The sequence below is a fragment of the Planomonospora sp. ID67723 genome, from assembly GCF_015711605.1.
In the GTDB taxonomy this organism is placed as follows: Bacteria; Actinomycetota; Actinomycetes; order Streptosporangiales; family Streptosporangiaceae; genus Planomonospora_A.
The window spans coordinates 901,159-920,513 of record NZ_JABTEZ010000003.1 but is presented as its reverse complement, the minus strand read 5'-3'; the positions used below and the strand labels follow the sequence as shown (position 1 = coordinate 920,513).

Annotated in this window: 14 protein-coding genes, 1 pseudogene and 1 riboswitch; of the genes and pseudogenes, 5 read left to right on the top strand and 10 right to left on the bottom strand. The window is 71.5% G+C overall.

Features of this window, described 5'->3' with window-relative positions:
• The first annotated feature begins 183 nt into the window (after window positions 1-183).
• Both HS041_RS25695 and HS041_RS25690 read left to right on the top strand, forming a co-directional pair.
• The gene (locus tag HS041_RS25695) at window positions 184-741 is read left to right on the top strand and encodes a GNAT family N-acetyltransferase (protein ID WP_196443353.1); all 558 of its coding nucleotides are present in this window, start codon (window positions 184-186) and stop codon (window positions 739-741) included.
• Between the two features lie 232 nt (window positions 742-973).
• A complete protein-coding gene (locus tag HS041_RS25690; protein WP_307845469.1) occupies window positions 974-1,789 on the top strand; it encodes a sirohydrochlorin chelatase in 816 nt (271 codons plus the stop codon).
• A 74-nt stretch (window positions 1,790-1,863) separates the two neighbouring features.
• Here HS041_RS25690 and glgA read toward each other — a convergent pair whose 3' ends face one another.
• Window positions 1,864-3,051, bottom strand: a complete 1,188-nt coding sequence (glgA, locus tag HS041_RS25685) for a glycogen synthase (protein ID WP_196443351.1) — start codon at window positions 3,049-3,051, stop codon at window positions 1,864-1,866.
• A 46-nt stretch (window positions 3,052-3,097) separates the two neighbouring features.
• Here glgA and glgC point away from each other — a divergent pair.
• Window positions 3,098-4,327, top strand: a pseudogene (gene glgC / locus HS041_RS25680) (glucose-1-phosphate adenylyltransferase); the annotation flags it as partial.
• Between the two features lie 161 nt (window positions 4,328-4,488).
• On the opposite strand, the gene HS041_RS25675 reads toward glgC, so the two are convergent.
• Both HS041_RS25675 and HS041_RS25670 read right to left on the bottom strand, forming a co-directional pair.
• The gene (locus HS041_RS25675; RefSeq protein WP_196443349.1) at window positions 4,489-4,887 is read right to left on the bottom strand and encodes a coiled-coil domain-containing protein; all 399 of its coding nucleotides are present in this window, start codon (window positions 4,885-4,887) and stop codon (window positions 4,489-4,491) included.
• Between the two features lie 260 nt (window positions 4,888-5,147).
• Window positions 5,148-5,903, bottom strand: a complete 756-nt coding sequence (locus HS041_RS25670) for an enoyl-CoA hydratase/isomerase family protein (protein ID WP_307845468.1) — start codon at window positions 5,901-5,903, stop codon at window positions 5,148-5,150.
• A gap of 109 nt (window positions 5,904-6,012) precedes the next feature.
• On the opposite strand from HS041_RS25670, the gene HS041_RS25665 reads away from it, so the two are divergent.
• Window positions 6,013-7,608, top strand: coding sequence for a pentapeptide repeat-containing protein (locus HS041_RS25665; RefSeq protein WP_307845467.1), 1,596 nt, complete (start codon window positions 6,013-6,015; stop codon window positions 7,606-7,608).
• 6 nt (window positions 7,609-7,614) lie between these two features.
• Here the strand turns inward: HS041_RS25665 and HS041_RS25660 are convergent, their stop codons facing one another.
• From HS041_RS25660 to HS041_RS25635, 6 genes are all read right to left on the bottom strand, one after another.
• Window positions 7,615-8,640: a mechanosensitive ion channel family protein gene (locus HS041_RS25660; RefSeq protein WP_196443348.1), complete on the bottom strand. Its 1,026-nt coding sequence runs from the start codon at window positions 8,638-8,640 to the stop codon at window positions 7,615-7,617.
• A gap of 65 nt (window positions 8,641-8,705) precedes the next feature.
• Window positions 8,706-9,701, bottom strand: coding sequence for a ribonucleotide-diphosphate reductase subunit beta (locus tag HS041_RS25655; protein WP_196443347.1), 996 nt, complete (start codon window positions 9,699-9,701; stop codon window positions 8,706-8,708).
• Window positions 9,702-9,726: 25 nt separating this feature from the next.
• On the bottom strand, window positions 9,727-11,994 hold the full coding sequence (locus HS041_RS25650; RefSeq protein ID WP_307845466.1) for a ribonucleoside-diphosphate reductase subunit alpha: 2,268 nt from the start codon (window positions 11,992-11,994) through the stop codon (window positions 9,727-9,729).
• 188 nt (window positions 11,995-12,182) lie between these two features.
• Window positions 12,183-12,382: riboswitch (cobalamin riboswitch) on the bottom strand.
• Window positions 12,383-12,387: 5 nt separating this feature from the next.
• Window positions 12,388-13,467, bottom strand: a complete 1,080-nt coding sequence (locus tag HS041_RS25645) for a Bug family tripartite tricarboxylate transporter substrate binding protein (protein ID WP_196443346.1) — start codon at window positions 13,465-13,467, stop codon at window positions 12,388-12,390.
• An 84-nt stretch (window positions 13,468-13,551) separates the two neighbouring features.
• On the bottom strand, window positions 13,552-15,360 hold the full coding sequence (gene glmS / locus HS041_RS25640; RefSeq protein ID WP_307845465.1) for a glutamine--fructose-6-phosphate transaminase (isomerizing): 1,809 nt from the start codon (window positions 15,358-15,360) through the stop codon (window positions 13,552-13,554).
• Window positions 15,361-15,425: 65 nt separating this feature from the next.
• Window positions 15,426-15,695, bottom strand: coding sequence for a hypothetical protein (locus HS041_RS25635; protein WP_196443344.1), 270 nt, complete (start codon window positions 15,693-15,695; stop codon window positions 15,426-15,428).
• Between the two features lie 160 nt (window positions 15,696-15,855).
• Between HS041_RS25635 and HS041_RS25630 the strand changes: the two genes are divergently transcribed.
• On the top strand, window positions 15,856-17,847 hold the full coding sequence (locus tag HS041_RS25630) for an N-acetylmuramoyl-L-alanine amidase (protein ID WP_196443343.1): 1,992 nt from the start codon (window positions 15,856-15,858) through the stop codon (window positions 17,845-17,847).
• Between the two features lie 18 nt (window positions 17,848-17,865).
• Here HS041_RS25630 and HS041_RS25625 read toward each other — a convergent pair whose 3' ends face one another.
• Window positions 17,866-19,347 (bottom strand): Nramp family divalent metal transporter, encoded by a 1,482-nt coding sequence (locus HS041_RS25625; RefSeq protein WP_196443342.1) that lies wholly within the window; start codon window positions 19,345-19,347, stop codon window positions 17,866-17,868.
• Between the last annotated feature and the right edge of the window lie 8 nt (window positions 19,348-19,355).

Here is a 19,355-nt window from a genome sequence, read left to right as displayed (position 1 = left end):
ACAGCCCGGCCCGCGGGCCTCTCCGGGCCCTCGCCGCCGGCCGCTCCCGGGCCCGCCGCCGCCTCAGAATCGGGCCGATCCAGGTCTTCGGCGGCATCAACATGACATTGTGCTAAATAAGGGAATAGTTGCCAGCCGAAACGATCTCTAGCCGTGGGGCTGCCGAGGCGTTAGCGTCGGCGCATGCGCCCTGTTGAGATCTCCGGCAAGAGACTCGGACTGAGGGAAGTGACGACCGCCGACGTGGACGCGCTGCACGCCGTCTACGGGGATCCCACCGCCACCGAGCACCTGCCGTTCGACCCGCGCACCCGCGAGGAGGTCGAGGAGATAGTCACCGAAGCGCTCGAGGCCGCCGGGGCGGTCCCCAGGCGGCTCTACGTGCTCGCGGTGACCGAAATCGCGAGCGGCGAGGTCATCGGTGTGGCCCGGCTGCACATCGAGGCCGACCACCCGCACAGCGCGGAGATCGGCCTCGGCCTGCGCCCGGACCACTGGGGCCGGGGCATCGGCACCGACCTGATCCGGCTGATGCTGACGTTCGGCTTCAGGCACCTGCGCCTGCACCGCATCTGGGGCGCCCGTTCCCCGGCCAACACCGCCGCCCAGCTCGCGATGCTGGTCGCCGGGATGGTCGAGGAGGGCAGGATCCGGCACCACGTCCGGGCCCGCGGAGCCTGGCGCGACTCCGTCGTGCACTCGGCGCTGGAGGACGAGTGGGAGGGCCACCGGGAAGACTGACCCCCGCCCGGCCGGAGGCCGGTTCCGCCCGTCCTCGGGACCCGGGCGGTCATGGCGACCGCCCGGCCGTGGACGTCCTCCGCGAGTCGTGCCCGTGGCTGCGTCCGCGGGCGTGCTCCGGGGGCCGGAGCCCCTGGTGGGAGGCATGTTCACCGGGGTGTCAGCGGGTTGTGACGGAATTGCTGCCGTTTTCAATGACAAAGTGTCCGAAAGGGGCCTAGAGTTCGCGCGTGTGAGTGAGAGTTCCAGCCTCCCCGTGCGCGGACGCGCCGCCCGGCCCTCCGGCCGGCACCGCCGGCCCGTGCCCTCCCAGCTCCCGCCCGAGGCACCCGCGCTGGTGCTGGCCGTACCCGGTGACGCGTCGGGCGCCGCCGCCGAGCTCGCGGCCATGGTCCGGGTGGACAACCCGCAGATCCAGGTCCGCCTGGCAGGCCTCGGCGAGGACGCCAAGGAGCTGACCTCCGAACTGGAGGCCGCCGCAGGTGAAAGGCCCGCCGACGGCGTGGCCGCCATCGTGGTGCCGCTGCTGACCGGGCCGCTCTCCGGCGCCGACCGGCTCATCGCCAGGGCGGTCGAGGAGAGCGGGGCGAACGTGACCGTCACCGCCTCGCTCGGACCGCACCCGCTGCTCGCCGAGGCGCTGCACATCCGCCTCGCGGAGAAGGGCCTCGCCCGCGCGGACAGGATGCGGCTGCTCAACATCTCCAGCCCGGTGGACGCGGTCATCCTGGCCACCGTCGGCGGCGAGGGCGCGGCGGTGGAGGCGCAGCCGACGGCCGTGCTGCTGGCCTCGCGCCTGACCCTGCCCGTGCTGGTCGCGTCCCTGGACGGCGCGCCCACCGTCGCCGACGCCGCCGAGCGGCTGCGCGGGGTCGGCGCCGAGCGCATCGCGCTGTCCCCCTGCCTGATCGGCCACGAGGCGGGCCCGGACGTGGTGAGCGCCGCGGCGGCGGAGGCCGGCGTCGAGTTCGCCGACCCCCTGGGCGCGCACGGACTCATCGCCGACCTGGCGGCCCGCGCCTACGGGAGCGTGCTGGCCGAGGACTGAGCCCGGCCCGGAGCACGAGGTCACCGCCGCAGGCGGGCAGCCGCCGGCCGGCGATCAGGTTCTGAGCCTCCGCGTCACGGGCGGGCCGGCTGCACGGCCGACCGGTAGAGGTCCATCGTGCGTTCGGCGATCCGGGCCCAGGAGAAGTGCTCCACGGCCCGGGCCCGCCCGGCCCGGCCCAGCCCGGCGGCGAGCGACGGGTCGGCCAGCAGCCTGTTGACCCGCTCGGCGAGATCGGCGGCGAACCGGGCGGGGTCGTCCGGCGTGCCGTCCGCGGCGGACTGGGCGATCGGGACCAGCAGACCGGTCTCCCCGTCGGCCACGACCTCGGGGATGCCGCCGGTGGCCGTGGCCACCACGGCGGTCTCGCAGGCCATCGCCTCCAGGTTCACGATGCCCATCGGCTCGTAGATCGAGGGGCAGACGAACACGGTCGCATGGGTGAGTATCTGGATCACCTCGGGGCGCGGCAGCATCTCCGAGATCCAGATGACGCCGTCCCGCTCCAGGCCGCGGACCAGGCCTTTCACCTCGGCGGCGATCTCGGGTGTGTCGGGCGCGCCCGCGCAGAGCACGAGCTGGGCGTCGGGGTGGAAGTCCCGCGCGGCGTGCAGGAGGTGGACCAGGCCCTTCTGCCGGGTGATCCGGCCGACGAACACGACGTACGGCCTGCGCTCGTCGATGCCGTGCTTCTTCAGGACGTCGGTGCCGCGGTCGGGGGCGTACTCCGTGGTGTCGATGCCGTTGTGGATCACCGAGACCCGCTCCGGGGCGATCTCCGGGTAGCAGGCGAGCACGTCGCGCCGCATGCCCTCGGAGACCGCGATGATCGCGTCCGCGCCCGCCAGCGCGGTCCGCTCGGCCCACGACGACAGCGTGTATCCCCCGCCGAGCTGCTCGGCCTTCCACGGCCGGAGCGGCTCCAGGCTGTGCGTGGTGACCACGTGCGGCGTGCCGTACAGCAGCTTGGCCACGTGACCGGCGAAGTTGGCGTACCACGTGTGGCTGTGCACCAGGTCGGCGCCCTCGCACCCGGCGGCCATCTCCAGGTCCACACCGAGCACCTGCAGCGCGGCGTTGGCCGTCTCCAGCCCGCCCGGCACCCGGTAGGCCTCGACGCCGGGCTCGGAGCGCGGCGCCCCGAAACAGCGGACGCGGGCGTCGGCCAGCCGCCTCAGTTCCGCGGCGAGGTATTCGACGTGCACCCCCGCCCCGCCGTAGACCTCCGGAGGATATTCACGACTCAGCAGATCGACGCGCATGAGCGCAGCCTAGTGTTTCAGGCCTGCCCGGCGGGTTAAGGTCCTTGACATGAGAGTCCTCGCGATCGTGCTCGCCGGCGGTGAAGGCAAGCGGCTGATGCCGCTGACGGCGGATCGGGCCAAACCCGCGGTGCCGTTCGGGGGGATCTACCGGCTGATCGACTTCGTGCTGTCGAACCTCGCCAACGGCCACTATCTGAAGATAGTCGTGCTGACGCAGTACAAGAACCACAGCCTCGACCGGCACATCTCGCGCACCTGGCGGCTCTCGGCGATGCTGGGCAACTACGTCACGCCGGTCCCGGCGCAGCAGCGGCTCGGGCCGCGCTGGTTCTCCGGATCGGCCGACGCCCTGTTCCAGAACCTGAACCTCATCTACGACGAGATGCCCGAGCACGTCATCGTGTTCGGCGCCGACCACATCTACCGGATGGATCCCCGGCAGATGGTCGAGCAGCACATCGACTCCGGCGCCGAGGTGACCGTGGCGGCGATCCGGCAGCCGCTCTCACTGGCCGACCAGTTCGGGGTGATCGAGACCGACCCGGCCGGGCGGCGGATCGTGGCTTTCCGGGAGAAGCCCAAGGACGCCGTCGGCCTGCCGGACGCGCCCGACCAGGTCTACGCGTCCATGGGCAACTACGTCTTCCGGACCCAGGCGATGATCGACGCGCTCCGGGAGGACGCGCTCGACCCCACCAGCAAGCACGACCTCGGCGGGAACATCATCCCGATGATGGTCAAGGCGGGCAGCGCCGAGGTCTACGACTTCGCCGACAACGTGGTGCCCGGCTCCACCGAGCGCGACCGGGGTTACTGGCGCGACGTGGGGACCTTGGACGCCTACTACGAGGCCCACATGGACCTCATCGCGGCGCACCCGGTCTTCAACCTCTACAACGACCGCTGGCCGATCTACACCGGCCACGACCCGCTTCCCCCGGCCAAGTTCGTGCACAACGACGGCGACCGGGTGGGGCGGGCGATCGACTCGCTGGTCTCCCCCGGCGTGATCGTCTCCGGCGGCCTCGCCGAGCGCTCCGTCCTCTCCCCCGGCGTGGTGCTGCACTCCCATTCCACCGTCGAGGACTCGGTGCTGATGGGCTGCGTGAAGGTGGGGCGGGGTGCGATCGTACGGCGGGCCATCATCGACAAGAACGTGATCATCCCCGACGGCGCCCGGATCGGCTTCGACCTCGAAGAGGACCGCAACCGTTTCGCGGTGACCCGGGGCGGCGTCGTGGTCATCGGCAAGAACGAGATCATCGACCGCTAGGGGGAGAGCGAAGCCCACGCCTCCGGCGGCCCACCGCGACGAGACAGCGGCAAGGCCCGGCCTCCCGGTGATCCGGGAGGCCGGGCCTTGATCTCGCCTCATCTCGTCCGCAGGGATGCGGTCCGCGTGCCCGTGCGGAGCCGTGCCCGTTCGTGGAACGGCTACGACAGGGCCTTCGCCGGCAGTCGCTCCAGGATCGCCTGGAACATCGCCGCGTTGGATTCGGCCAGGGCGTCGACCCGCGTACCGAGCTCGTCGATCCGCCCGTCCAGGCGGGCGCCGAGCTCCTCGATCTGGTCGTCCAGACGGTCCATCCGCGCGTCCATCCGGTCCATCCGACCGGTGAAGGCGATCATGTGGTCGCGCAGGAAGCCCACCTCGACCTTGATCTCCCGCACCGACCGCTCGACCCGGGTGAGCCGCCCGTCCAGCTCCTCCAGCTTGGCGAAGACGGGGGTCACCGCCTCGTAGGCGCGATCCGTCGACCGTTTGATGCAGTTTGCACCGAGCTCCACGAAGTCATGCTCCAGACGTGCGACCCGCTCCTTGAGCGTAGGCATGAAAGTGCCCTTTCGAACTTGTCGTTCAGCTTAGCCGAGGCTCGCCGGCGAGGAGGGGGACGTTGGAGGGTCCTCACGGGCAGCATCTTGGAGGAACGACGGCCTCCATCTGCGGGAACCCGAAACACGGAGTCCGCGCGCCCTCGAATCGGTAGAAGGATCCCCCTCCGATTGGAGCAGTTCTCCAGCCGAAGCGGAGAAACCTCATGCGACCGTTTCCCATAAAAGGAAAATATCCCGATGGCTAAAAGCGCGATGGATTACCACTTCCATGGGAAATTCGGCGGGCGGCGCCCCAGGAAGGCTGCGACGCCCTCGGCGAGCTCGTCCGCGGACGCTCTCTGCCACTCCCGGAAACGGTCCTCGCCGGCGCGGCCCTCCACGATCTCCTTGCTGGCGGCCAGGGTGAGCTGGGAGCGCCCGGCCATCGTGCGGGCCAGGCCGTACACCCGCCCGGCCAGTTCCTCCGGCGGCAGGACCTCGTCCACGAGCCCGATGCGCAGAGCCCTCTCGGCGTCGATCTGGTCGGCGGAGTAGAGCAGGAACTTGGCCGCCGACGGACCGACGTGCTCGACCAGACGGCGGGTGGAGGAGAGCGGGTAGACGATGCCCAGCTTGGCCGGGGTGATGGCGAAACGGGCACCGGAGGCGGCCAGGCGCAGGTCGCAGGCGAGGGCGAGCTGGCAGCCGCCGCCCACGCAGAAGCCCTCGATCATCGCGATCACCGGTTTGGGGAAGGCGGCCAGCGCCCGCTCGGCCGCGACGGTCGCCCCGGTGCCGTCACCGCCCTCGGCGAGCCCGGCGATCTCCGAGATGTCCGCTCCGGCGCAGAAGGTGCCGCCCGCTCCGGTGAGCACGAGCACCCGCACGGCCGGATCCTGCGCCAGCGGCGCCAGGATCCCGGGCAGCGCCCGCCACATGCTCGCGCTCATCGCGTTGCGCTTGTCCGGGCGGTCGATCCGCAGGGTGGCGACGTGGTCGTCGGCGGACAGGACGAAACCATCGGAGATCTGCACGGGATAGATTCTCCCGGGCCCCTTCTGCGATCATGATCCGGCCCCGGAGCCCTTCCCGCCCGGGGCGGACAGGCCCCGTGATCCGTATGGCGAAAGGTCAGGAGCTCCCGTGCCTCCATCCCCCGTCCGGCGCCGGACGCGCCTGCGGCCGCTCGGGCGGCTGAGCCCGGCCGAACGACTCCTGTGGGACGCCTACCCGACGGGTGCGTGGGTGGACCTGCGGGCCGGAGACCCCACGGTCGACGACCCCGCGGACGGGGCGGCATGGGGCCCGGAGCGCACGGTCCGGGCGGAGGTCCTGGCCGCGCTGCTGCTCGGCGCGCAGGAGGCGGAACCGGGTGCGACCCCGAGCGTGCGGCTGGCGGGAGCGAACATCGCGGGATCGCTGGATCTGTCCGACGCCACCGTCGGGGTCAAGCTCCACCTCCTCAACTGCCGCATCCCCGACATCGTCGACTTCACCGACGCGACCACCCGCGGCCTGCGGTTCCGCGGCTGCACGATGGGCCGGGTCCGCGCGGCGCGCAGCACCGTCGACGGGCTGCTGGACTTCGACGGCTCCACCGTCGGCGGCGGCATGCGGCTGGACAACACGCACGTCACCGGCCAGCTCCGGCTCGCCAAGACGCGCCTGGGTGCGCGCGGCGAGCAGGACGGCGCCGCGGAGAAGCCCTTCCGGGACATCATGCAGCCGTTCACCGAGGAGGACACCCTGCGCCGGGGCTACGACCAGCGTCACTGGGCGCTGTGGGCGGGCGGGCTGACCGTGGACGGCGGCGCGTTCCTGCGGGGCCTGCGCGCCGAGGCCGGACTCCGGCTGGTGGGGGCGAAGTTCCACGGCGGCCTCTACCTTCAGGAGTCCTCGATCACGGCCACCGGGTCGCACGCCGTCTACGCCGACTTCCTGGAGGCTTCGGCGGCCGAGTTCAGCGCCGGGTTCACCGCCCTGGGCACGGTACGGCTGCGCGGAGCGCGGGTCAACGGCGTCCTCTCGTTCGACCAGGCGGTGCTGAAGGCGCCCGGCCGGTCCCTGCACCTGAGCCACATGCAGGTGGACGAGCTGATCCTCCGGCCGTCGGAGATCGAGGGCGAGGTCAACCTCGCCTACTCTCGGATCGGCGTCCTGACCGACCGGTTGCCGGGCTATCCGGACCGGATCCACCTCAACGGCCTCACCTACGAGGCACTGCGCGGTCCGCAGAGCGTCGCGCAGCGCCTGTCGTGGGTCTCCCGGGACCCGGGCGGCTACAGGCCGCAGCCGTACGAGCAGCTGGCGGCCTGGTACCGGCGGATCGGCCACGAGCCGGACGCCCGCCGGGTACTGCTGGCCAAGCAGCGAGAGCACCGCGGCACGCTCAGCCCCGCCGGCCGGTTCTGGGGCCGCCTGCTCGACGGCGCCGTCGGGTACGGCTACCGCCCCTGGATGGCCGGGCTCTGGGCGGCGGTGCTGCTGGCCGTGGGCACGGCGGTCTTCTCCGCCGCACCCCCTCTGAAGATCGATCCAGACCATGTGCGGACTTTCAGCGCCTTCGTCTACACGCTGGACCTGCTGGTCCCGGTGAGCGTCTTCGAGCAGCGCGGCGCCTGGGAGCCTGTCGGCTGGACCCGGTGGCTGGCCTGGGCGCTGGTCGCCTCCGGCTGGATCCTGGCCACCGCGCTGATCGCCGGGGCCGCCCGGGTGCTCCGGCCCTCGAACACGCCCTGAGGACCTTCAGGGGGAGGAGGTCTCGACCCGGAACCTGGGCAGCGCCTCCGGGTACTTCTCCCGGACGAAGGTGACCAGGTGCTCGCGCATGTCGCACTTGAGGTCCCAGGCGCTGGCGGAGTCGGCGGCGCTCATCAGCGCGCGCAGCTCCACCAGGCCGTTGGGGAGGACGTCGGTGACCTGGAGCACCCAGTCCTTCTGGTCCCAGAGAGGGTGCTCCCGCAGCGCGTGGTAGAGCTCGGTGCGGAGCTCGTCCACCGGGACGGACCAGTCCACCCGGAAGAGCACGTGGCCGATGACCCGGCTGCCGTGCCGGGTCCAGTTCTCGAACGGGTTGGTGGTGAAGTAGGAGACGGGCAGGACCAGCCGCCGCTCGTCCCACAGGCGCACGACGACGTAGGTCAGGGTGAGCTCCTCGATCCGCCCCCACTCGTCCTCCACCACGACCACGTCGTCCAGCCGGATGGCGTCGCTGAAGGCGAGCTGCAGCCCGGCGAGCAGGTTGCCGAGAGTGGACTGGGCGGCGATGCCCGCGACCACGCCGGCGATGCCGGCGGAGGCGAGGAGCCCGGCGCCGAGCGCGCGGACCTGCGGGAAGGTGAAGAGCATCGCGCCCAGCGCCACCACGATGACCACCGCCGAGGCGACCCGGCGGACCAGCGCGATCTGGGTGCGGATGCGCCGGGCCCGCAGGTTGCGCTCGCCCTCGATCCGGAGCAGCCGCTCCAGCACGACGTCGGTCACGGCGTAGGCCGCCTGGATGACCAGCCACGTGACGGAGCCGATCATGATCAGGCTGATGGCCCGCTGGATCGTCTGGTTGGCCTCGCCCGCGGCCATGCCCGGCTCGTAGACCGTGTAGGCGGCCACCACGGCGGCCGTGGCGAACGCCGGCCAGGTGCAGCGCCTCACCAGCGGGCCGGCGAGGACCCACTTCTCCCCGAGCAAGCGTGAGCGCAGCACCCGCCTCACCACCTCCACAGCCGCGACGGCAGCCAGTACGGCGGCCAGCATGATGATCCAGTCCGACACGGACGGCGTCCCCTCCTCGTCGTCGTCTTTACCGGCGAGAGGTTTCCCTTAGAGGGAACGGATAATCAGAAGTCCTCGTCGAATGTGACATTCCCCTCAACCGCTACTTGATACGCAGAAACCCTCCGTTCGAAGAAGTTCGCCAGCTCCTGCACGTCCTGGAGCTCCATGAACGCGAAGGGGTTGGCGGTGCCGTACCGGAGCGGCATGCCGAGGCGGGCCAGGCGCTGGTCGGCCACGTACTCCAGGTACTGCCGCATCTGCCCGGCACTCATCCCGGACAGGCCCTCGCCGCACAGGTCGACGGCGAAGGCCAGCTCGGCCTCGACCGCCTCCTCCAGCATCCGCGTCACCTGCGCGCCCAGCTCGTCGTCGAACAGCTCGGGCTCCTCGGCCCGTACGGTGTCCACCACGCTGAAGGCGAACTCCATGTGCATGGACTCATCGCGGAACACCCAGTTCGTCCCCGTGGCCAGGCCGCCGAGCAGGCCGCGGGAGCGGAACCAGTAGACGTAGGCGAAGGCGCCGTAGAAGAACAGGCCCTCGATGCAGGCGGCGAAGCAGATCAGGTTGAGCAGGAAGGCCCGGCGGTCGTCCTTCGACTCCAGCCGCCGCAGCCCGCCGAGGGAGTCGATCCAGCGGAAGCAGAACTCGGCCTTGTCCCGGATGGACGGGATGTGCTCGACCGCGGCGAACGCCTTGACCCGCTCGTCGTGGTCGGGCAGATAGGTGTCCAGCAGGGTCAGGTAGAACTGCACGTGCACGGCCTCCTCGAACAGCTGCCTGCTGAGGTAGAGCCGCGCCTCGGGCGCGTTGACGTGCTGGTAGAGGTTGAGGACCAGGTTGTTGGCCACGATCGAGTCGCCGGTCGCGAAGAACGCGACGAGCCGGTTGATCAGGTGGCGCTCCTGGTCGGTCATCTTCGCCAGGTCGGCGAGATCGGTGTGGAGGTCCACCTCCTCCACCGTCCAGGTGTTGCGGATGGCGGCCCGGTACCGCTCGTAGAAGTCCGGGTAGCGCATGGGCCGCAGGGTCAGGTCCATGCCGGGGTCGAGCAACATCAGGGGAAGGCCTCTCGGAAGGTTCTTACTGGCAGGCGTCGCAGTACTCGGGGTTCTCCAGCGAGCAGGCGACGGCTTCGGGGTCGGCGGCGGGCGCGGCGGCCTGCTGGGCCACGGTGGTCTGGGCGATCCTCGTCGCGGGGCGTGAGCGCAGGTAGTAGGTGGTCTTCAGGCCGGACTTCCAGGCGTAGGCGTACATCGAGGAGAGCTTGCCGATGGTCGGCGTGGCCATGAAGAGGTTCAGCGACTGCGACTGGTCGATGTACGGCGTGCGCGCGGCGGCCAGGTCGATCAGCGCCTTCTGCGGCAGCTCCCAGGCGGTCCGGTAGAGGACCTTCAGGTCCGCCGGGATCTCGGCGATGTCCTGGACCGAGCCGTCCGCCCGCTTGATCTCGTCGCGGATCTGCGGGGTCCACAGGCCGCGGGCCTGCAGGTCGCGGACGAGATAACGGTTGACCTGGAGGAACTCGCCCGAGAGGGTCTCGCGCTTGAAGACGTTGGAGACCTGGGGCTCGATGCACTCGTAGCAGCCGGCGATGGAGGCGATCGTGGCGGTCGGCGCGATCGCGATCATCAGCGAGTTGCGCAGCCCGGTCTCGGCGATCTTCGCCCTGAGCGCGTCCCACTCGGCGGAGCGGGCGGCGCCGTAGTGGTCGGGGTGGAGCACGCCGGCGGCGGCCCGCGTGTCGTCGTAGGAGGGGTGGCGGCCCCGTTCGACGGCCAGGTCGGCGGAGGTGCCGTAGGCGGCGAGCGCGATCTCCTCGGCGATCCGGGTGGACAGCTCCAGCGCCTCGGGCGAGTCGAACGGCAGGCGGAGGGCGAAGAAGACGTCGGCCAGGCCCATCACGCCCAGCCCGATCGGCCGCCACCGCCGGTTGGCGGCCTCGGCCTCGGGAGTCGGGTAGAAGCCCAGGTCGATGGTGCGGTCCAGGAAACGCACCGCGGTGCGGACGGTACGGCGCAGCCGCGTCCAGTCCATCCCGTCCCCGGCCAGGTGGGCGGCCAGGTTGACCGAACCGAGGTTGCACACGGCCGTCTCGGCGTCGCTGGTGACCTCCAGGATCTCGGTGCAGAGGTTGGACAGGTGGATGACGTTCTCGGGGCGCGCGGTCTGGTTGGAGGTCCGGTTGGCCGCGTCCTTGAAGGTCATCCAGCCGTTGCCGGTCTGGGCGAGGGTCCGCATCATCCGGCCGTAGAGGGTGCGGGCCGGGATCCGCCGGACGGCCTTGCCCTCGGCCTCGGCGGCCCGGTATGCCTCGTCGAAGGCGGCGCCGTACAGGTCGGTGAGGTGGGGGACCTGCTTGGGATCGAACAGCGACCAGGCCGCGTCGGTCTCGACCCGGCGCATGAACTCGTCGGGGATCCAGTTGGCCAGGTTGAGGTTGTGGGTGCGGCGGGCGTCCTCGCCGGTGTTGTCGCGCAGCTCCAGGAACTCCTCGATGTCGGCGTGCCAGGTCTCCAGGTAGACGCAGGCCGCGCCCTTGCGGCGGCCGCCCTGGTTGACCGCGGCGACGCTGGAGTCCAGGGTGCGCAGCCACGGCACGATGCCGTTGGAGTGGCCGTTGGTGCCCCGGATCAGCGAGCCCCGGGAGCGCACGCGGGTCCAGGAGACGCCGATCCCCCCGGCGTACTTCGACAGCCTGGCGACCTGCCCGTACCGCTCGTAGATCGCCTCCAGCTCGTCGCGAGGCGAGTCGAGCAGGAAGCACGACGACAGCTGCGGGCGGCGGGCGCCGGAGTTGAACAGGGTGGGCGAGCTGGGCAGGTAGGACAGGCTCGACATGAGGCCGTACAACTCGGCGGCCTCCCCGACCGTCTCCGACAGGCCGCAGGCCACCCGCAGGAAGAAGTGCTGCGGGCGCTCCAGGACCTTGCGCGTCTCGGGGTGGCGCAGCAGATAGCGGTCGTAGACGGTGCGCAGGCCGAAGTACTCGAACGGGGTCTCCTCCGTGACCAGCGCGTCCAGCTCCGCGGCGTGCGCGGCGACGAAGGCGGCCAGCGCGTCGGCGACCAGCCCGGCGGCGTGGGTGGCGGCCACCGACTGCGAGAAGGTCCGCACACCGTGCTCGGCTGCCTCGTCGGCGATCAGCTCGGCCAGCAGCCGCGCGGCGGTCCGGGAGTTCTCCGGGTCGGTGATCACCCGGGCCGCGGCCTCCTCGATGGCCAGCCTGCGCTCGGCCGGGCTCCGCCCGGCCTCTTCCGCGGCGCCCGTCCCGGCGGGAGCCTCTGTGCCTGCCCCGGCGGGAGCCTCTGCGGCGGTCCCGGTTGCCGTCTCGGCCAAGGTCTGTGTCACGTGTGCTACCCCTCGCGTTCCCCGTGCGGTACGGCTCTCGCAGGGTGGGCACACGGCTGAGCACGGCCCGCGGGCACGCCGGGACCGTCTCGCCCGCGGGCCCTCCCTCGAGGCCCTGGACTCCTTGACGTGGCCGCGCTCGACAGGGCTCGCGCCGGGGCTCGTGGCCCGGCCGCGCGGTCCCGCTCACGCTCCACGCGTCACCGGCAGGTCTTCGGACTCACGGGCACCGTGCAGATTCCTACTGGCCGTCGCTTCCCAGGTCTCCCCAGTGCTTCGTCAATGACGGCGGTCGTTCCCGTTCACCGCTGCGGGGCAGCCCCGGAATCTCACCGGGTTCCCTCTTTCCTCGCCCCTCGCGGGGCGAACCAGCAACGAGGAAGGATCCTACATCTAGTGGCGCCCGCCGCAACTGGTCCCACAGTTTGTGTCGGATGTGTTCAGCAGTCCGAACTCGTTGAGCGCCTCCCGGGTCCGCCGGGTCTCGGTGTCCAGCCACCGCCGGAAGTCGTCCCCGCTCAGGTGGAGGCGGTCCCAGCCCTCTCGCTCGCACCGGGCCCGCCAGCGGGGGGAGGCGCCGAGGCGGTCGCAGAACGCGACGGCGGCTTCGCGGTCGCCGTCGTCCATCCGCCGGGGGCCGAGCACGCCGTACCAGTCGCTGTACTCCAGCCGGACCTCCAGCTCCATCAGGGTCGGCGCGTCGATCCCGTCGATCCGCTCCGCGGAGGAGACCGCCAGCGGTCTCATCCGGCCGGCGGCCACCTCGGCGGCGAAGGAGCGGGCCGGGCCCAGGAGCGCGACGGCCCGTCCGGAGTGGAGGGCCTCGGCGGCCTCGGCCAGGCCGGAGTACCCGGCGTAGTCGAGCAGGCGGGTGTCGACTCCGAGGCACTTGCCGATCAGGCCGTAGAGGACGTGGTCGGAGCCGCCCGCCGTACGACCGCCGACCACGAGTCCGGCCGGGTCGCGCCTGACAGCGGCGGCGAAGTCCTCGAAGGAGCGCAGGCGCGAGCCGGCGGGGACGACCAGCGCGGCCCAGTCCCCGACCAGCCGGGCCAGCGGGGTCGCCGATCTGGCCACCGAAGGGCCGCCCGACAGCTCGGCCGCGGTGAGCGCCGACATCCCGGTCAGCAGCAGCCTGCCCTCCCTGGCGAAGGAGAGCCGGCGTGCTCCGGGCGCCTCCCCCGGGCGGTCGCCGGCCTCGGCCGCCGCGACCGGCCCGCCGCCGGGGCCGGCCCCGGCTCTGGAGGCCGGTCCGCCGGCCGACACCTCGGCCGCCGCGGCCAGCCCGTCGCCTGCCGCGACCTCGGTCAGGGCCTGGGCGAGGCGGGCCCAGCGCTGCCCGCGCGCCGTCGGCACGGCGACGGAGAGCCTGCCCGTCAGCGGCGCCTCCGCGCCGCCCCCGCACCCGGCCAGGCCGCAGCCGGCCACGGCCACCATCCCGGCGGTGAGCGTGAAGAACCTCCTGCGGTGCATCGGCGCCCCTTTCCCAGGGTCTCCCGGTACCTGCAGGTTACAAGTCCATCACGCTCCGCTATCGCCCGGGGTCGGGTGGCCCGGCTACTCCACCGTCACGCTCTTGGCCAGGTTGCGCGGCTTGTCCACGTCCCGCTCCAGGGCCACGGCCGCGTGGTAGGCGAAGAGCTGGAGCGGGATGCCCAGCAGGATGGGGTCCAGCTCGACCTCGTTCTTGGGCACCACGATGCATTCGTTCGCCAGCTTGGGGTCGGCCGTCCGGTGCCCGATCATGATCACCTTTCCGCCGCGCGCCTGGATCTCGCCCAGCGTGGTGAGGTTCTTGTCCAGCAGCTCGTCGTCGGGGACGATCGCCACCGTCGGCATCTCGGGGCCGATCAGCGCCAGCGGGCCGTGCTTGAGCTCGCTGGCCGGATAGGCCTCGGCGTGGACGTAGGAGACCTCCTTGAGCTTCTGCGCGCCCTCGCGGGCCACCGGGTAGCCACGGACCCGGCCGACGAACATCATGCTCGGCGAGGCGGCGTACTTGGCGGCGAGCTCCTTGATCTGCGGCTCCAGGGCGAGGATCTCCTTGATCTGGTCGGGCAGGCGGCGCAGGCCCTCGCAGATGCGGCGGCCGTCGGCCGGCGACAGGTCGCGCACCCGCCCCATGTGCAGGGCGAGCAGGGCGAAGGCCACGGCGGTCGAGGTGAACGCCTTGGTGCTGGCGACCGAGACCTCGGGGCCGGCGTGGAGGTAGACGCCGCCGTCGCACTCGCGGGCGATGGCGCTGCCGACGGTGTTGACGATGCCGAGCACCCGGCCGCCCTTGCGCTTGAGCTCCTGGACGGCGGCGAGGGTGTCGTAGGTCTCCCCCGACTGGCTGATCGCCACGTACAGGGTGTCGGGCTCCACGACCGGGTTGCGGTAGCGGAACTCGCTGGCCGGCTCGGCGCCGGCCGGGATGCGGGCCAGCTCCTCGATGAGCTGGGCGCCGATCTGGCCGGAGTAGTAGGCCGAACCGCAACCGATGATCTTCACGCGGCGGAAGGACCTGACCTCCCGGGCGTCCATGTTGAGGCCGCCCAGGTGGGCGACGTTGAAGCGCTCGTCGAGGCGTCCGCGCAGGGTGCGGGCGACGGTGTCGGGCTGCTCGGAGATCTCCTTGAGGAGGTAGTGCTCGTAGCCGCCGGTGTCGTAGTGGCCGGTGTCCCAGTCGACGGTCAGCGGCTCCTTGGCGGTCTCCCGGGCGTCGCTGGCGAAGGTGTGGAAGCCGTCGGCCTTCAGCACCGCCAGCTCGCCGTCCTCCAGGTGCACCACCTGGCGGGTGTAGCGGACCAGTGCGGCCACGTCCGACGCGGCGAACATCTCCTTCTCGCCGATGCCCAGCACGATCGGGCTGCCGTTGCGGGCCACGACCACCTCACCGGGACGCTCGGCGTCGATGACCGCGATGCCGTAGGTGCCGACGACCCGCTTGAGCGCGGTGCGCACGGCCTCCTCCAGCGAGTCGGCCTCCTTGGTGGTCCGGGCGATCAGGTGGGCCAGCACCTCGGTGTCGGTCTCGGAGAGGAAGACCGCGCCGTCGGCCTCCAGCTTGGCGCGCAGTTCGTCGGCGTTCTCGATGATGCCGTTGTGCACGACCGCGATGCGCTCGTCGTTCGACAGGTGGGGGTGGGCGTTCTCGTCGCTGGGCACGCCGTGGGTGGCCCAGCGGGTGTGACCGATCCCGGTGGCGCCCTTGAACCGCGCCGGCACGGCCGCCGCCAGGTCTGCGACCCGGCCCTTGACCTTGCGCACCTTCAGGCCCTTGTTGGAGACCACCACGCCGGCCGAGTCATAACCCCGGTACTCCAGGCGCTGCAGTCCCTCCAGCAGGATCGGCGCCGCGTCCTTCGGTCCTACGTAGGCCACGATTCCACACATCCGGCCGTCTCCTCTCGTAGACGTCATGCACTGACTTATTGCGATTTATTCGGTTATCCGTAGACGATCCTGCGCAACTGGCGCACGGAGAGCTCCGGCGCCGCGACCCGCCGCCCGGGCAGCTCGGCGGCGATGCGGGAGAAGATCTCATCGTTGACCAGCCCCTTCCCCTTGAGCTCGGCATGACGCCGCCGGACGAACTCCTCGACCGGCTCGGAGAAGTAGGCCAGCACGTCCGCCACCACCCGCGCCGCCTCCCCGGGACCGAGCGCGCTCGTCCGGGTCAGGTGGGCGACCAACTCCTCATGCGGATGCCATGCCATGGACACAGAGCAGGACGATATGCAGTGCGGAGGCGATTCACCAAGTTTCCTGCCCGATTTCGGGCAGAGATTGACCGGTTCCCTCTTGAGCGCATCGCTTTACTGACTCTAGGTAGCGAATAATTACCGTGGGTAGTGATGGAAGCGGGAGGAACTCCATATGCGACATCTGTCAGGTATTGCAGCCCTTGCCGCTCTCGTTGCGCTCGTCCCCACCGCCCCGGGGACGGCCGCCCTCCGGCCGGAGCCGTCCGGCAGCAGGCAGGCGGCCTTCGCCCAGGCCGCCCGCGCGTACGGCGTGCCGGAGAGCGTGCTGCTCGCGGTCTCCTACCTGGAGTCCCGCTGGGACCGCAACGACGGCCTGCCCAGCGTCTCCGGGGGGTACGGCCCCATGCACCTGGTCGACGCGGGCCTGGCCGTACCCGGCGACGGTGACCACTATGACGGTCGCAGCGGCGGTGACAGCGATCACCCCGGCGACCGCCCCAATGATCATCACAGCGACCGTCCCGGTGACCACCACGGCGGCGGGGAGGACCCGCGCGGCGACGAGACGCGGCCGATGGTCCGGCCCGCCCGGGCTCCCGAGCCGGCCGCCGATCCCCCGTCTGACACCCTGCGCCTGGCCTCCCGGCTGACCGGGATCCCTCCCGCCCGGCTCCGCGACGACCCGGCCGCCAACATCCGCGGCGGCGCCGCGCTGCTGGCCGAGTACCGGCGGCGGGAGGGCGGGACGCCGGGCGGCGACCCGGCCCGCTGGTACGGCGCGGTGGCCCGCTACGCGGCCTCCGACGACGCCGGAGCGGCGGCCGCCTTCGCCGACGAGGTCTACGCGACGATCCGCGCCGGAGCGGCGCGGACCACCGACGACGGCGAGCGGGTGGTCCTGCCCCCGGACCCGTCGGCGGTGCCCCCGGCGCCCGCCACCGGGCGGCTGGGCCTCCACCGCGCCGCCGCGCCCGGCCCCGACTGCCCTCCCACGATCTCCTGCCGGTGGCTCCCGGCCCCCTACCAGCGGCTCGGCAGGAAGGGCCGCTACGGCAACCACGACCGCTACGACGGGCGCAGGGAGATCGACTACATCGTCATCCACGACGGCGAGAGCAGCTACCGATCCATGGTCAACGCGGTGCGCAACCCCCGCTACCTGAGCTGGCACTTCACGCTGCGCTCCGGCGACGGCCTCGTCGCCCAGCACCTGCGCGGCCAGGACATCGGCTGGCACGCGGGGAACTGGGACGTCAACTCCCGCTCCATCGGCCTGGAGCACGAGGGCTACGTGGCCAGGGGCGGCTCCTGGTACACCGAGGCGATGTACCGGGCCTCCGCCAAACTGGTCCGCCACCTCGCGCGCAAGTACGGCGTGCCGCTGGATCGGGCGCACATCGTCGGCCACGACAACGTGCCCGGCACCACCCGCGCCGCGGTGCGCGGCATGCACACCGATCCGGGGCCCTACTGGGACTGGGCCCGCTACTTCGCGCTGCTCGGCAGCCCGCCGGCCCGCGCGGCCCGTCCCCACGGGGACTCGGTGATCATCCTGCCGGGGTACGACGCCAACCGGCCGCGGTTCACCGGCTGCGGCGGTTCCGGCGACTGCCCGCCGCAGGGCGCCTCCACGGTCTGGCTGCACACCAGGCCCTCCGGGGAGGCTCCGCTGGTCAAGGACGTCGGCAGGCATCCGAAAGGCGGCTCCACCTACAACGTCCACGACCACGCCGCGCGCGCCTCGGCCGGCCAGCGCTACGCCCGCGCCGGACGCGAGAACGACTGGACCGCGATCTGGTATCTCGGGCAGAAGGCCTGGTTCCACGACCCGAAGGGCGCGCGCACCTCCGTGCGCGCCTCCGGGCCGCTGGTGACGCCCCGGCCCGGGCTGCCCTCGGTGAAGCTGTACGGCAGGGCCTATCCCGAGCCGTCGGCCTATCCGGAGGGGGTCGAGCCGCAGAAGCTCGTCCCGCTGCAGTACTCGCTGCCGGCGGGCCAGCGCTACAGCGCCGGTCTGACCCGGCGCGGCTCCTACCTGCGCGCCGTCACCTTCGACACCTCCAGGCATCGGGTGATCAGCGGCGACACGGTCTACCACCAGATCCAGTTCGGGCACCGGTTCATGTTCGTCAAGGCCTCCGACGTCGTCCTCCTGCGGAGCTGACGCCTCGGCCCCCGGCCGTCAGAAGGTCACCAGAGGATCTCCCACGAAATCGGCGATGAAGTTGACGAAGAAGAAGCCGAAGAACAGGAAGTTGAGCACGAGGATCACGTAGTGCCACCAGCGCGGCCGGGCCGGGCGGGGCAGGCGGCTGTTGAGGTACATCAGCAGGAAGGGGTAGATCAGCGCGCCCAGGTTGGACATGTTCGCCGACCACTGGACCAGGCTGACCGGCAGCGCCAGGTGCACGACGACGCCGATGACCGCCAGAAGGACGATCATGAACGGGTAGTAGAACCGGCGCGGGTCGCCCTCGATCAGCGCGCGGAGCCGGGGGCTGGTGGCATGGGCGGCGTCGGTGGTCACCCTCACCATCGCCTCGAAGATGCCGAGCTGGGTGGAGAACAGGATCAGCACGCCCAGCACCAGGACGATGAAGAACATCGCCTGGCCGTACTCCGCCCGCAGCACGCCCGCGACGAAGGTCGGGACGTTCGCCTGGGTGGGCTTCCGGCCGGACAGCTCGACCGCGCGGGCCATCAGGATCGTGGGCAGCAGCATGCCCAGGAGGGCGCCGACGAAGAAGACTCCCCACATGTCGATCATCAGCAGCCGGTACCAGCGTTTCCACAACGCCGCGTTGCGCGCGTCGTCGGGGAAGGTGACACCGCTGGCCAGCAGTTCCCGGCGCTCACCGCGCAGGCCGGAGATGAACCCGGCCCGGTGGCCCATGCCGTATCCCTTGTCCCGGTAGTGCCCCATGACATACCAGTTGAGCCCGGAGGCCAGGGCGGTGAAGCCGGCCAGCGCGCCGATCTGCGTCGCCGTGATCCCTGCCGGCGGGGCGGCGGGGGTGACGAACCCGCGGATCGCCTCCCACCACCGGCCGAACGGGACCACGAACAGGTCGATGAGGAGCAGGCCGGTCAGGATCGAGCCGACCATGACCCAGTTCGCCAGCTCCAGCGCCCGGCTGATCCGCCGGGCGGCGGCGGTGATGAGGAGGACGACCACGAGCAGCGCGATCGCCCACAGCCGGGGCTCCTCCGCGCCCGCGGGCGGCGCCGCGCCGTGGATCAGCGCGTACACGCCCTGGCCCGCGGCGCTCGCCCAGCCTCCCGCGATGAAGGCGAAGATCACGATGAAGACGGAGAGCGGCACCCAGAGCAGGTAGCCGGGCGGCACCCGCCCCCAGCCCACGACCGGCACCTCCCCGGTCGCGACCACGTAACGCGAGCACTCGACGTTGTAGAAGGTCTGCAGCACGGCCGAGACGAGGATCACCCAGCCGACCCCGACGAACCCGTACTGCCCGACCGCCTGCGGGCCGAGCAGCCACTCGCCGCTGCCGATGGAGATGCCCAGCGCGATGAGGCTGGGCCCGACGGCGAACGTGAACAGCTCCTTCGGGCCGATCCTGGCGACCCCGAAGACCTCCTCGGGCTCGGGGAGATCGGCGACGGCGAGCGCCGGACGGCTGACTCCGAGCTGGTGTTCGGTCACGAGGCGCC